This window comes from Shewanella fodinae, from assembly GCF_014651955.1.
Classification (GTDB): domain Bacteria; phylum Pseudomonadota; class Gammaproteobacteria; order Enterobacterales; family Shewanellaceae; genus Shewanella; species Shewanella fodinae.
In genome coordinates, this window is the sequence record NZ_BMXW01000004.1 from 167497 (window position 1) to 180906 (window position 13410).

General features: G+C 49.6%; 11 protein-coding genes. 8 read left to right on the forward strand and 3 right to left on the reverse strand.

Annotated elements, in window-relative coordinates; translation table 11 throughout:
• Positions 1-33: 33 nt before the first annotated feature.
• The 4 genes from IE064_RS05655 (at position 34) to IE064_RS05670 (ending at position 5006) form a co-directional block, all read left to right on the forward strand.
• Entirely contained in the window at positions 34-1239 is a 1206-nt protein-coding gene (locus IE064_RS05655; protein ID WP_133039835.1) for a DcaP family trimeric outer membrane transporter, read from the forward strand.
• Positions 1240-1270: 31 nt separating this feature from the next.
• Positions 1271-1603, forward strand: a complete 333-nt coding sequence (locus tag IE064_RS05660) for a cytochrome c3 family protein (RefSeq protein ID WP_133039834.1) — start codon at positions 1271-1273, stop codon at positions 1601-1603.
• Between the two features lie 145 nt (positions 1604-1748).
• Positions 1749-3434: a sigma-54-dependent Fis family transcriptional regulator gene (locus IE064_RS05665; protein ID WP_189617012.1), complete on the forward strand. Its 1686-nt coding sequence runs from the start codon at positions 1749-1751 to the stop codon at positions 3432-3434.
• Positions 3435-3689: 255 nt separating this feature from the next.
• Complete coding sequence (locus tag IE064_RS05670; RefSeq protein ID WP_189617013.1) at positions 3690-5006, forward strand: dicarboxylate/amino acid:cation symporter; 1317 nt, start codon at positions 3690-3692, stop codon at positions 5004-5006.
• Positions 5007-5025: 19 nt separating this feature from the next.
• Here the strand turns inward: IE064_RS05670 and IE064_RS05675 are convergent, their stop codons facing one another.
• On the reverse strand, positions 5026-5436 hold the full coding sequence (locus IE064_RS05675; RefSeq protein WP_189617014.1) for an META domain-containing protein: 411 nt from the start codon (positions 5434-5436) through the stop codon (positions 5026-5028).
• A gap of 139 nt (positions 5437-5575) precedes the next feature.
• Positions 5576-6520: a GGDEF domain-containing protein gene (locus IE064_RS05680; RefSeq protein WP_133039830.1), complete on the reverse strand. Its 945-nt coding sequence runs from the start codon at positions 6518-6520 to the stop codon at positions 5576-5578.
• 323 nt (positions 6521-6843) lie between these two features.
• Here IE064_RS05680 and IE064_RS05685 point away from each other — a divergent pair, with 323 nt between their 5' ends.
• On the forward strand, positions 6844-7194 hold the full coding sequence (locus tag IE064_RS05685) for a hypothetical protein (protein ID WP_133039829.1): 351 nt from the start codon (positions 6844-6846) through the stop codon (positions 7192-7194).
• Between the two features lie 51 nt (positions 7195-7245).
• On the opposite strand, the gene metK is transcribed toward IE064_RS05685, so the two are convergent.
• Entirely contained in the window at positions 7246-8397 is a 1152-nt protein-coding gene (gene metK, locus IE064_RS05690) for a methionine adenosyltransferase (protein ID WP_189617015.1), read from the reverse strand.
• Positions 8398-8980: 583 nt separating this feature from the next.
• Between metK and tkt the strand changes: the two genes are divergently transcribed.
• From tkt to IE064_RS05705, 3 genes are all read left to right on the forward strand, one after another.
• Positions 8981-10975 (forward strand): transketolase, encoded by a 1995-nt coding sequence (gene tkt / locus IE064_RS05695; RefSeq protein WP_189617016.1) that lies wholly within the window; start codon positions 8981-8983, stop codon positions 10973-10975.
• 114 nt (positions 10976-11089) lie between these two features.
• Positions 11090-12103, forward strand: a complete 1014-nt coding sequence (gene epd, locus IE064_RS05700) for an erythrose-4-phosphate dehydrogenase (protein WP_189617017.1) — start codon at positions 11090-11092, stop codon at positions 12101-12103.
• 69 nt (positions 12104-12172) lie between these two features.
• Positions 12173-13348 carry a phosphoglycerate kinase gene (locus IE064_RS05705; RefSeq protein WP_189617018.1) on the forward strand — a complete coding sequence of 392 codons (1176 nt, stop codon included), beginning with the start codon at positions 12173-12175 and terminating at the stop codon, positions 13346-13348.
• The last annotated feature ends 62 nt before the right edge of the window (positions 13349-13410 follow it).

Consider the following 13410-nt stretch of genomic DNA (forward strand, 5'->3'; position numbering starts at 1 on the left):
CCGGGCACTCTTCTGGATTTGGGGAATTTACAAATGAAAACAACTATCGCTAATTTACGTGTAAAGACTGTTGCAGCTGCCATCAGCGCGACTATGGTACTTGCCTGCAGCAGCGCCAGTGCTATGGATTTTGATGTCAATGGCACTAAGCTCACCTTTGGTGGCTATGCCAAAATGATGGTGATTTATGATACTGACGGTACGGTAACTGCACCTTATAACGGTGACCTTTACAGCGTTTACTCAACGCCGATTGATGGCACCGCCAATGCAGACAAAACCGATCTGGACATGACCGCCAGAGAAAGCCGACTGTTTGTAAAAACGGCAACAGAAACGGAATACGGTACTCTGACCTCTCATATCGAGGGCGATTTCTTTGCAGATATCGATGCTGATGGTCCTACCTGGTCTAACAGCAATGGTTTCCGTATTCGTCATGCCTATATGAAGCTACAAAACGGTAAACAGTCCATTTTAGCTGGGCAGACTTGGTCCAACTTTATGGATTTTGCCGGCATTATGCCATCGATGGACTTTTCATCAGACGCAGGTAACCCCTTTGTCCGTCAGCCACAGGTGCGTTACCAATACGATTTTGCGCCAGGAAACTACGCGTCCGTCAGTTTGGAAAACCCATCATTAGGTTTCTGTAACGCCGGACCGGCAGTGTTTGTTAATAGTGGATCTTCGGAAGATAAACTGCCAGACATGGTTGTGAAATACTTTTACGGCAATAAGACCTTTACCGTGTCGCCTCGAGCCGTGTTAAGACGATTCGAGATAGATGGTCAATCTGCATTTGGCTATGGTTTGGCCTTGAATACCAGCGTGAAATTCGGCGCTGGCCACAAAGCGGTACTTGGCATGATGTATGGCGATGGTATCGGCCGTTATGCGGGACTGGGTTTTAATGCTGGGGCTGGATTAACCACCGCAAATGATATTGAAACCTTGAAATTCAAAAGCATCATGGGTGGGGTGATCCTGGCGCTGAGCGATGATGTCAGTTGGACCGTTGGTGCGGGTTATTCAAAACAGGATGAAGAAGGATATGACATCGGTGCGTTGACCGCTATCGCCAATAAGACCGCGTTTTCCTGGCACAGCAATCTTTATTGGGATATTACCAAACAGCTGCAATACGCTGTTGGGGTGATGTCCGGTAAAGTGGAAAACATGGCTGGGGATGAAGGCGATATGACGCGCTTCCAGACCTATATCAAGTATTCATTTTAATACCATCGCTGCTTTAGACGGGTAATTAACCATGTGTAAATTGATCTTGAAAGCGGCGTTGGTCATGACTGCGATTGTGGGAATCCAGGCATTTGCAGCCAATACCATGAAACCGCATCATCAAGCCGCTGGGTTGAAATGTAATAGTTGTCATGCGACGACACCATTTCAAGCAGTATCGACGGATCAGTGTGTGCAATGCCATCAGTTGCCCCAGAAAAAGACGGATTATCATGGGGCACCCGATAAGCACGATTCGCCACACTATGGCCCAACGTTGGATTGCGATAACTGCCACCACGAACACGAGGCGTCAGAAAACTATTGCAACAACTGTCATGACTTTGATTTTAAAGTGCCATAACCCCTGAACAGGGTGTCGTCAATATTCCCGCCTGTTGCTCCCGGGCGGGAATATTTTTTAACACAGTATTAATTGAAGACAGTCACGGCGTTTTTTGGGCGGCTGACATATATTGGCAATACACCATCCGTATGTGGAAATAAGCATGAATACCTCAGAACTTGATCTAAGGGAGTTGTTGTCTTTTAAACCCAGGGGTGGTGCCATCAGTTTTCTTGGGCAGCGCATGTATCTGACGGATCTGTTTTCCCATGGTTTGCAGCAGATGGAGCTATGTCGCACGCTGGGACCGGAAATCACGCAATCGATCATCGTTCGTGCTGGTTTTTCTAAAGGATGGCTGGTCGCCGAACGTATAAAAAGACAGATGCCCGACGCTTGGGCGGAAGCCCGTAAAGGCAAACTCGGGCCATTGCTCTGCTCTATGTATGGTTTTGGTGAAGTGTTGAGTAGTCAGCGCCGAGATGGTATTCAAGCTACCCCGTTGGTGGAAACCTATTTTATCAGCCTGTATGAAGCAGAACAGCACTTACGCATGCATGGTTTGAGCAACGTCCCCGTATGTTGGGAGCAGATAGGATTTGCCAGTGGTTATGTTTCCAATCTTGAAGGCCGAACGGTGTACTTTATTGAGGATGAATGTCAGGCCAAAGGCGACAGTTATTGTCATCTACGGGGAAATTATCTGGAACAGTGGGGGGAGGAAATTACGCCCTATCTGCCAGTATACAGTGGTATCTGTAATGAAACTGTGGCGACCCAACTAGCCGACGTGTTGCGATCGGATGAGGCATTGCCGCGCAATATGCAAGACAAGATCAACCTGTCATTAAAACTGACATCTATTGAGGACGGTTATCCTGTTTCCAACAGCTATGCCATGCGTAGCTTACTGGAGATGGCGATAAATGTTGCCAAAGTGCCCACTTCTGTTCTTATCACCGGTGAAAGCGGCGTGGGTAAAGAGAAGCTGGTGCAATATATCCACAAAAATTCACCGAGAAGTGATAAGCCTTTAGTGGCAATAAACTGTGGAGCGCTGAATGAAACACTGCTTGAAAATGAGTTGTTTGGCCATGTGCGCGGCGCATTTACCGGGGCCGATTGCAGTAAGAGTGGTTTGATAGAAGCCGCTGACGGCGGTACTTTATTTCTGGACGAAGTGGCTGAGCTGTCTCCCGCCACTCAAGTGAAATTACTGCGGGTGCTGCAGGAAAAAGAAGTACGCAGACTCGGAGATACCGAGACTAACCATGTCGATGTGCGGATCATCTCCGCTACTAATAAAAGTTTGGAAGCGGCAGTAGAAGCCGGCGAGTTCCGACAGGATCTATACTATCGTCTGAAGGTGATCGAGCTCAATATTCCGCCGTTACGTGAGCGAACGGAAGATATTTTACCTCTGAGCCGCTACTTCCTGATGAAATTCAATCAAGAGCTAGGTAAGAGCCATACTGGATTTCATTATAAGACCGCTGACTTATTGCTGAGCCATAACTGGCCGGGAAATGTCCGAGAACTGGTGAATGCTATCGAGCGCGCCGTGGTTCTCAGTGCCGGACCACAGATAATGCCGGAAGACCTGCCTCACGAAATTCGTGACACTTTATGCCTGCCGTCAGTTGCTGGTGATATCCGGGCGCTACACGAAGTGGAGAAAGATTACATCTTGGCGGTGCTGGAAAAACTCGATAACAACAAGACGCAAGCCGCTGAAAAACTGGGAATGAGCCTGGCAACGCTGTATCGCAAACTTAAAGAATACGGGGCGCTGCAAATCGCGATCTGTTCGTGGCTTTACTCCATCGCCGCCATTTTACCGGGAGTTTAATCAGCTAAATGGGCTGAACAGTGTTGTTAATAAGACTTCCGTTCAGTCATCAACGTGAGCGTCAACGCAGCTCGCAACACGTGAATTGCAAGTCCATCTGATCATAGGATTTGGAGTAGCCACGGCCGTTGCTCAGTGCTTTAATCTGCTGTGGTTGACGCAGATCATCCATTCAGCGGCGCGTTGTGCTAGCCTGCGCATCATGGCTGTTTCCGGCCAGCAGAGAACATCCTCTTTCCCTAAGGTAAAAATAACATGTCTAATCATAAGCCTTCGCTGATAGGCTGGCTCTGGAGCCGTTGGCAACGTCTGCCGTTATGGCTGCAGATCCTGGCAGGGATGTCGCTGGGTATTGTTGTCGGTCAGTTGTTGGGTGAACGCGCTGACTACCTCAAACCTATCGGCACCCTGTTTGTAAACACCATTAAAATGCTGATTGTGCCCTTGGTATTCTGCTCGCTGATCGTCGGAGTCACCTCGATGCAAGATACCAGCAAGATGGGGCGTATTGGCTTTAAATCGTTTGCGTTTTATCTGGCGACAACCTCCATAGCTATCTCATTAGGCTTATTGGTGGGGGCCTTAATGGCTCCCGGCGAAGGTCTGCCATTAGCTGCACATGCAGTCGCGGCTGACAGTAAACCCGTTCCTTCGATTATGGAAACCCTGATCAATATCGTACCAACCAACCCGGTGGCGGCACTGGCCGATGGGCAAATACTGCAAGTGATTGTTTTTGCCGTGGCATTGGGCGTGGCGTTAGTACTGATTGGTGAGCATGGTAAACCCGCTATTCAGGTGTTTGAGAGCCTAGCCGAAGCCATGTACAAACTGACGGATATGGTGATGAAACTGGCTCCCTACGGTGTGTTTGGCTTGATGGCGTGGGTTTCTGGGAAATATGGTATGCAGATGTTGCTGCCATTGCTGAAAGTGATCGTTGCAGTATATCTGGGTTGCATCTTGCACGTATTGGGTTTTTACAGCATCGTGCTGAGTGTCTTTGCCCGTCTCAACCCGTTACAGTTTTTCAAAGGTGTCAGCAATGCGCTGGCAGTGGCTTTTACCACATCCAGTTCTGCCGGTACTTTGCCCGTCAGCATGAAGTGCGCCAGCGAGTATCTTGGGGTGAATAAAAAGATCTCCAGTTTTGTATTACCACTGGGGGCAACCATTAACATGGATGGAACTGCCTTGTACCAAGGGGTGACGGCGCTGTTTGTCGCACAGGCATTTGGCGTGGATCTAACCTGGGTTGACTATGCCACCATTGTATTGACCGCAACCTTAGCGTCTATTGGCACCGCAGGTGTTCCTGGTGCCGGTCTGGTGATGTTGACGCTGGTGCTTAATTCGGTGGGGTTACCGCTGGAAGGGGTGGCGTTGATTGCGGGTATTGACCGAATTCTTGATATGGCACGGACGGTCGTGAATGTGGCTGGCGATCTAGTGGCAACGACAGTGATTGCCAAATCTGAAAATGAACTGGATCTGGCGCATTACAATGCGGATTTACAGCAAAGTGCGCGCATTGCAGAACAGAATGCCGCATCGGAGCAGCAGACAGAATGATGCATAAATCAGCGGCAAGTTAGTTGCGCTTTAAGGTCAGTAGTGAGTTGTCATGACTATCAACAAGCAACAGTTTGCCGTTTTTAATGACGGCTTTAGTAACCAGAGGTAGCAGTTGCATGACTTGCTGCTCTTGTTGCATTAGTTCATCGACACAGGCTTTCATGGTGCTTGCAGCCGGGCTGATTCGCAGTTGTTGCCCATTGAGCTGATAACTCCCTGAGAAATAGTTACAGCTGTTATTGCCACTAAGCTGATTTTTGGCGTTAAAGGTGAGCTGCGCTGGGCTAAAATCGACCACTGGCCGCTCTTGCAGCTGTTCTATGTGCCAGCGGCCCAATAGGGATGCGCTAGTGACTGGTATCGCTGTCATTGACTGACATGCACTAAGCGACAGCAGCCCCAGCGCTAACAAGGTGGGTTTTCGCATTCAACGGTTCCATTAGAGTATTGACGCAGAAGTGTGACAATTTTTGCGGGAGAAATGAAGTTCAGCCTGCTGTTAACCGTATATAGGTTACGGGATATCGGGCGATGTTAGCTTGGCGTGAACATCGCCCACAAAAATGTTAATCGTCGTGATGGGGCTGCGACGAGCGTAATCCAGATTTGGCTTCATCCACCATGGCTACCAGCTTGGCTGTCGAATCTGGGGTGAAAAAGCGATAGCTGTAATCCAGTGACATAGGTAGCGGCGATTGGTTGAAGATTCGCTCCACCCGTCGCACGATATGTTCCAAATCCCGTTCTAGATCCACAAATACCAGCAACACAAATTTAGTGTCATCATAATGTGCGGCAATATCCGCCGCTCTCAGGGTGGAAAGCAGCAAATTGGCTAACTCCTGATGGCTGCGTTTTAACACTTCATCATTGATATCACCTGTTGGTTCCAGCTCAAAGAAAATCACCCCACAGTGAGCGCCAAAGCGACGGCCGAGATTGAGTTGCCGTGGGGCCATCATAATAAAACCATAATGGTTGAGCATGCCGGTATTGGCATCTCGCATCGACAGCGCTTCAATGCGGTGATTTTGACAGAATAACGCCAGATCCTGCTGCAGTAGGATCTGAAAGGGTTCTAACATCAGTGGGCTGACATGCTGGTTCTCGTTGGCACGAGCATTCAGCACGCATAAACATCCAAAGACTGAACCATCCGGCCAATGTACTGGGCGAGACAGGATACACAGGATACTGCGAAACTCATCTGGATATTCATCCGCAGTGCCTTGTGTCAGATCCAGATTCAGGCCGTCGGGGCTACTGTAGGCCATGCGCTGCAATAGCGAAGTATCGGCATCAAAGATTTTGCCTGGTGCCAACTGCATGCTGTTGTCCGCGGCGCTGACAATCACTTCATAACCCGCATCTATTTTTTGCAGTACAAACACTTTGTCAGCCTGATAATAGTGTTTCATCAGCTCACACTGGTGCATCCAACGCACCAGATTCAGGCCATGATTGTCATTTTCCAGCAAACTAATTCCCGGTTTAACCGATTCAGGCAGCATGGCCTTATCCTTTGTGAGGGGCGATAGGCATTAAGTGTGGAGTTGTTATAGTTATTTTGCAACTTTGAGTAGGTGATGTTCCACTTATTGTCAATGTCAGTGCAACAACCGTAGCTATCAAAGGGAATATTTGTACTCTGAATCTATGTAAAATGTGGATTATCAGTCGTAGTGCGATGATTGTTAAAGTTAATATACAAATATCTCCTGGTGCTGTTGATGTACCTTGCTGGAAAATTTCTGGTTGTAGCAACGGACTTATATGCGGATGACACAGGATTTGCTAGCCTTAAAGCATCATCAACTGTGTGAGTAAGAACACGATGGAAACTCAGAAATTACATACACAGGAGTCGTTACTGAGGCTCAGCAAAACCTTGAGATTATCTTCTTTTGATATGGCCCGTTGGCTGGTGTCATTGCTGACATTACAGCAGCAGAAATGCCGGGTAGTTGAGGCGAGTGTTCAGGGTAAGGAAGGGCGGCGCTTTCTGGTGTTTGCGCTAGACAGCATTTTTGATTGTGGTCGCAGCAATAATTACCACAGCCAACTGACGCTGGTGACCGAAGAATCACAGGTGAAAGCGGCAGAAACGGTAACTGTGACGCCATTACCTCCGCAGCAATTAGCGTTTATGTGTATGGAAAGTGCTCATTTCGATCATTGTTACTAAGACGCAGATGTAAAAAAACCGCCAACTGGCGGTTTTTTTACAGCCAACGACTTACAATCCGGCGTCGTCGCGCAGCGCGTCAGCCTTATTGGTCTGTTCCCAAGGGAATTCATTACGACCAAAGTGACCATAAGCCGCTGTTGCCTGGTAGATCGGACGGGCCAGATCCAACATTTCGGTTAACCCATATGGACGCAGGTCAAAGTGACGACGCACCAGCGCGATCAGCTTGTCTTCCGGTAATCTGCCAGTACCAAAGGTTTCCACACTGATAGAAGTCGGCTCTGCTACCCCAATGGCATAAGAAATCTGGATCTCACAACGATCTGCCAACCCGGCAGCGACAATGTTCTTGGCGACATAACGAGCCGCGTAAGCAGCGCTACGATCTACTTTGGATGGATCTTTACCGGAGAATGCACCACCACCGTGACGCGCCATACCACCGTATGTGTCGACGATAATTTTGCGGCCAGTGAGACCACAGTCACCCATAGGACCACCAATCACAAAACGACCGGTTGGGTTGATAAAGAATTTGGTGTCTTTGGTCAGCCACTGCTGAGGTAATACTGGCTTGATGATGGTTTCCATCACGCCTTCTTGCAATTCTTTCAGGCTGATTGCATCGCTATGCTGAGTTGACAGCACCACAGCATCAATACCCACGATCTGATCATTATCGTAAACAAAAGTCACTTGCGATTTCGCATCGGGACGCAGCCAAGGCAACAGTCCCTGCTTACGTACTTGTGACTGGCGTTTCACCAAAGCATGTGCGTAAGTGATGGGGGCAGGCATCAGCACGTCGGTTTCGTTACTGGCGTATCCGAACATCAACCCTTGATCACCGGCGCCCTGTTCTTTGGGATCCTTACGGTCAACCCCTTGATTGATATCGGGTGACTGCTTACCAATGGCGCTGAGTACCGCGCAGGAGTTAGCATCAAAGCCCATATCGGAACTGGTATAACCGATTTCACGTACGGTGTTACGGGTCAGTTCTTCAATATCCACCCAAGCAGAAGTGGTAATCTCACCACCTACCATCACCATGCCGGTTTTGACATAGGTTTCACAGGCAACACGGGCCTTAGGGTCTTGGGTGAGAATGGCGTCGAGCACCGCATCAGAAATCTGATCGGCGATTTTATCAGGATGTCCTTCTGACACAGATTCAGAAGTAAAGAGGTGTCTTGCCATAGTCTGGAAAATCTCGTGATTAATAGAAAAACCTTTAGCTGCAACTATATCCGTATAGAAGCATCTACATCTAGACGTCTATTTTAATTTAATTTGGGTTTTATAAAACCCCTTTTGCTGATATTTGTGCAGTACGCCCCATCGCTGTTACCAATGTCCAGTAATTTCTTTATTGATATCAGCAGCTTTTAACCATCTGATAGTAAGTACTCGTTAGCTTTTTGTCTTGTCAGCTTTACACCTCGGTTTGATGAGTCTGTAACACATGAAGGTTTTTATACTAAGTTATGGCCATTCGTGCTGACTTTGCTCGTCGGATCTAAATAGCTGTTCCTAATTGCGTTTCATTCGAGGAATAGTGGCTATTCCGATAAGTCGACCCTCCGTGTCAGGGATGACGCGGTGGAGCCCCATGGATGGGGTTATGTGTGTCGACGTTGGGAATGGCCTCTGTGATCTGGTATTAAGAACACTTATCTAGGTCGCAAAGCCGGAAATATATTTGCGTCAACTGCCCCTCTGCGGGAAAATAACCGCCAATTTCCGCCCGACAAATCTCAAGACCCACTACGCAGGAGAAAGCATGTCTTCCAGTAAAGAACTCGCTAACGCTATTCGTGTGTTAAGTATGGATGCTGTGCAAAAAGCTAAATCCGGCCATCCAGGTGCCCCAATGGGCATGGCAGATATTGCAGAAGTCCTTTGGCGCGGACATCTGCGGCATAATCCACTTAATCCACAATGGGCTAACCGCGACCGTTTCGTGCTATCCAACGGCCATGGTTCTATGCTGCTTTATTCGCTGCTGCATCTGTCTGGCTATGATCTGAGCATTGATGATCTGAAGCAATTTCGCCAGTTGCACTCGCGTACTCCCGGTCATCCAGAATACGGCTATGCGCCAGGGGTAGAAACCACTACCGGGCCGTTGGGGCAGGGCATCACCAATGCCGTGGGGATGGCGATTGCTGAAAAAGTGTTAGCGGCGCAATTCAATCGTGCAGGACATGAGATTGTGGATCACCACACTTATGTGTTCATGGGCGATGGCTGCATGATGGAAGGGATTTCGCACGAAGCTTGTTCACTGGCGGGGACGCTGGGCTTAGGCAAGCTGATTGCTTTCTGGGATGACAACGGTATTTCAATTGACGGTCATGTAGACGGTTGGTTCAGTGACGACACTGCGAAACGCTTTGAAGCCTATGGCTGGCAGGTGATCCCGGCGGTAGATGGTCATAATGCTGAAGCGATTAACGCGGCTATCGAGCAAGCTAAAGCCGATCCACGACCATCACTGATCTGCTGTAAAACCATCATTGGTTATGGCTCACCTAACAAATCCGGCTCCCATGATTGTCACGGCTCACCACTGGGTGATGCTGAAGTGGCAGCTTCTCGCGAATTTTTGGGCTGGCCGTATGCACCGTTTGAAATTCCCGCCGAGATTTATAGCGCGTGGGACGCAAAGGCCGCAGGTAGTGCCGCGGAAGCGGACTGGGAAACTCAGTTGGCTGCATACGCCGCTGCTTATCCCGAATTGGCAGTTGAATTGAAACGCCGTGTCAGCGGCCAACTGCCAGCGGATTTTGCGGCAGGCGCGCAGGCGTATATCGAACAGTTGCAGGCTAATCCTGCCAATATCGCCTCACGCAAGGCATCGCAAAATGCATTGGAAGCCTTCGGTAAATTACTGCCAGAATTTCTCGGTGGCAGTGCTGACTTAGCGCCTTCTAATCTGACTATGTATTCCGCTTCCAAGTCCATCAGCCGCGATGATGCATCCGGTAACTATCTGCACTACGGGGTGCGTGAGTTCGGTATGTCGGCGATGATGAATGGTATCGCACTGCATGGTGGTTTTGTGCCTTATGGTGCGACTTTCCTGATGTTTATGGAATATGCCCGTAACGCCCTACGTATGGCCGCGCTGATGAAACAACGGGTGATCTTTGTTTACACTCACGACTCCATTGGTCTGGGTGAAGACGGCCCAACCCATCAACCAGTGGAGCAAACCGCTACGTTGCGTTTGATGCCTAATATGAGTACTTGGCGCCCATGCGATCAGGTGGAATCCGCTATCGCCTGGAAATATGCCATTGAACGTCAGGATGGGCCAACCTCGTTAATTTTCTCTCGCCAGAATCTAACACAGATGCCACGTACTGCGGCGCAGTTGGCCGATGTGGCAAAAGGCGGTTACGTGCTGGTGGATTGTGACGGTACACCTGAACTGATTTTCATCGCCACCGGTTCCGAAGTGGAACTGGCGGTAAAAGCCCAGGCTGAATTGACCGCAGCTGGTCATAAGGTGCGAGTGGTTTCCATGCCAGCCACTGATGTGTTTGACAAACAGGATGCCGCTTATAAAGAAGCGGTGTTACCCGCTGCGGTCAGCAAACGTGTGGCGGTGGAAGCGGGCATTGCCGATTACTGGTACAAGTACATCGGTCTTAACGGCAAGATTGTTGGTATGACGACTTTTGGTGAGTCAGCGCCAGCGGGTGAGCTGTTTGCAGAGTTCGGCTTTACCGTCGATAACGTAGTGGCAACGGCGAAGTCATTACTGGCATGAACCGTAACTGAACGAAAGGCCTGACAGGGCTTTGCTTTGCTCGCCATTCATAACGGCCTGTCTTATGATAGGCCGTTGTTTTATCGCCCTGAAATAGAGGGATATGAATTACCGATGATCAGAGTTGCTATCAATGGTTATGGCCGCATTGGCCGCTCCGTATTACGGGCATTGTATGAATCCGGCAAGCGCCAGCAGTTGCAAATTGTCGCGATTAACGAGTTGGCAAAACCTGAAGCCATGGTACATCTGACAAACTATGACACCACGCACGGCCGCTTCTCGCTCCGTGCCAGTCTGGAACAGGAGCAGATGCAGGTGGGCAATGATGCTATTACCCTGCTGCACCAAGCGGATGCCAGTAAGTTACCTTGGCAGCAACTGGATGTAGATTTGGTATTGGAATGCACAGGGGCACTGCATGACCGCGCCGCCTGTGCTACGCATCTGCTGGCGGGCGCGCGTAAGGTATTGATAAGCCACCCGGCGTCAGCGGATGTCGATGCTACCATTGTGTATGGCGTCAATGATGAACTGTTGACCCCCGAACATACCGTGGTGTCTAACGCTTCATGCACCACCAACTGTGTGATCCCGGTGATTTCCGAACTGGATCGTCATTTTGGTATTCGCAGTGGCGCGATTACCACGATTCACGCCTCAATGAATGATCAGCAGGTGATCGATGCCTATCACGATGATTTGCGTCGTACCCGTGCGGCCAGTCAGTCGATTATTCCGGTCGATACCAAGTTGGCGCGTGGTATTGAGCGAATTTTGCCGCAGATGAAAGACAAGTTTGAAGCTATCTCGGTGCGAGTGCCAACCGTCAATGTCACCGCTATTGACGTGTCGCTGACCGTGGATAAACGGGTGAATATTGCCACTGTTAACCAAGTATTGCTTGAGGCCACCCGTGGCCGTCTTGATGGCATTCTGGGCTTTACCGATGAGCCTTTGGTATCATGCGACTTTAATCATGATCCGCGCTCCAGTGTGGTGGATGGTACCCAGACCCGTGTCAGTGACGGTCATCTGATCAAACTGTTACTGTGGTGTGATAACGAATGGGGTTTTGCCAATCGGATGTTGGACACGGCGCTGGCGATGTTTCCGCCAGAGGCATAACTTTTTGGGGTAGTGCTTGACCGCTACCAAGACAAGCGCAAATTTATAGTTACTACAGGAAGCATGAACATGGCGATTATCAAAATGTCAGATCTGGATCTGCAGGGAAAGCGCGTGCTTATCCGTGAAGATCTCAACGTGCCAGTTGCCGATGGGGTGGTGACCAGTGATGCACGTTTGCGTGCCTCTTTGCCCACTATCAAGCTGGCACTGGAAAAAGGTGCCGCGGTGATGGTGATGTCTCACTTAGGGCGGCCAACAGAAGGGGAATATAATGCAGAATTTTCGCTGCAGCCGGTAGTGGATTATCTTGCTAAAGCGCTGGATTGCCCGGTGCGTCTTGAGACCGATTACCTGGACGGTGTTGACGTTGCCGTGGGCGAAGTGGTGGTGTTTGAAAACGTCCGTTTTAACAAAGGTGAAAAGAAAAATGATGACGCGTTGTCGAAAAAAATGGCAGCGCTTTGTGATGTTTATGTGATGGATGCTTTTGGTACCGCCCATCGCGCGCAAGCATCTACCCACGGCGTGGGGATGTTTGCTCCTGTGGCCTGTGCTGGCCCACTGCTTGCGGCCGAACTGGAAGCGCTGGCTAAGGCGATGGATAACCCGAAACGGCCATTGGTCGCCATTGTCGGTGGCTCCAAAGTGTCTACCAAGCTGACGGTGCTGGAAAGCTTGTCCAAAATCGTTGATCAGTTAGTGGTGGGCGGCGGTATTGCCAACACCTTTATCGCCGCTGCCGGTCACAATGTCGGTAAATCGCTGTACGAAGCCGACTTACTTGATGAGGCCAAACGGCTGGTGGCCAATGCTCAGAGTCGTGGTGGCGATATTCCAGTGCCAACCGATGTGGTTGTGGGCAAAGAATTCAGCGCTGATGCGGTTGCCACGTTAAAAGACGTAACCGATGTCGCCGATGATGACATGATTTTCGATATTGGCCCCGACAGCGCTGAAGTGCTGTCTGACATTATTATGAATGCCGGTACTATCGTGTGGAATGGTCCGGTGGGCGTATTCGAATTTGATCAGTTTGGCGCTGGCACAAAGTGTATTGCCGAAGCAATTGCCGCATCTCCAGCATTTTCTATTGCCGGTGGTGGTGACACTCTGGCAGCGGTGGATAAATACGGCATTGCTGATCAGGTTTCTTACATTTCAACCGGTGGTGGTGCGTTCCTGGAGTTTTTGGAAGGGAAAGAGCTACCAGCGGTGGCGATGTTGCAGGCTCGTGGCAACTGACATAAAAAATTTATCATAAGCTGTCGGCCATGACCGGCAGCGCTATTTACAGCTTATAGACA

Coding starts and splice junctions, on each gene's coding strand:
- IE064_RS05680 (WP_133039830.1), bottom strand. CDS start 6,520: ATGCTGCCTGAATCGGTTAAACCGGGAATTAGTTTGCTGGAAAATGAC.
- epd (WP_189617017.1), top strand. CDS start 11,090: ATGATCAGAGTTGCTATCAATGGTTATGGCCGCATTGGCCGCTCCGTA.
- IE064_RS05665 (WP_189617012.1), top strand. CDS start 1,749: ATGAATACCTCAGAACTTGATCTAAGGGAGTTGTTGTCTTTTAAACCC.
- IE064_RS05685 (WP_133039829.1), top strand. CDS start 6,844: ATGGAAACTCAGAAATTACATACACAGGAGTCGTTACTGAGGCTCAGC.
- IE064_RS05675 (WP_189617014.1), bottom strand. CDS start 5,436: ATGCGAAAACCCACCTTGTTAGCGCTGGGGCTGCTGTCGCTTAGTGCA.
- tkt (WP_189617016.1), top strand. CDS start 8,981: ATGTCTTCCAGTAAAGAACTCGCTAACGCTATTCGTGTGTTAAGTATG.
- IE064_RS05670 (WP_189617013.1), top strand. CDS start 3,690: ATGTCTAATCATAAGCCTTCGCTGATAGGCTGGCTCTGGAGCCGTTGG.
- IE064_RS05660 (WP_133039834.1), top strand. CDS start 1,271: ATGTGTAAATTGATCTTGAAAGCGGCGTTGGTCATGACTGCGATTGTG.
- IE064_RS05655 (WP_133039835.1), top strand. CDS start 34: ATGAAAACAACTATCGCTAATTTACGTGTAAAGACTGTTGCAGCTGCC.
- IE064_RS05705 (WP_189617018.1), top strand. CDS start 12,173: ATGGCGATTATCAAAATGTCAGATCTGGATCTGCAGGGAAAGCGCGTG.
- metK (WP_189617015.1), bottom strand. CDS start 8,397: ATGGCAAGACACCTCTTTACTTCTGAATCTGTGTCAGAAGGACATCCT.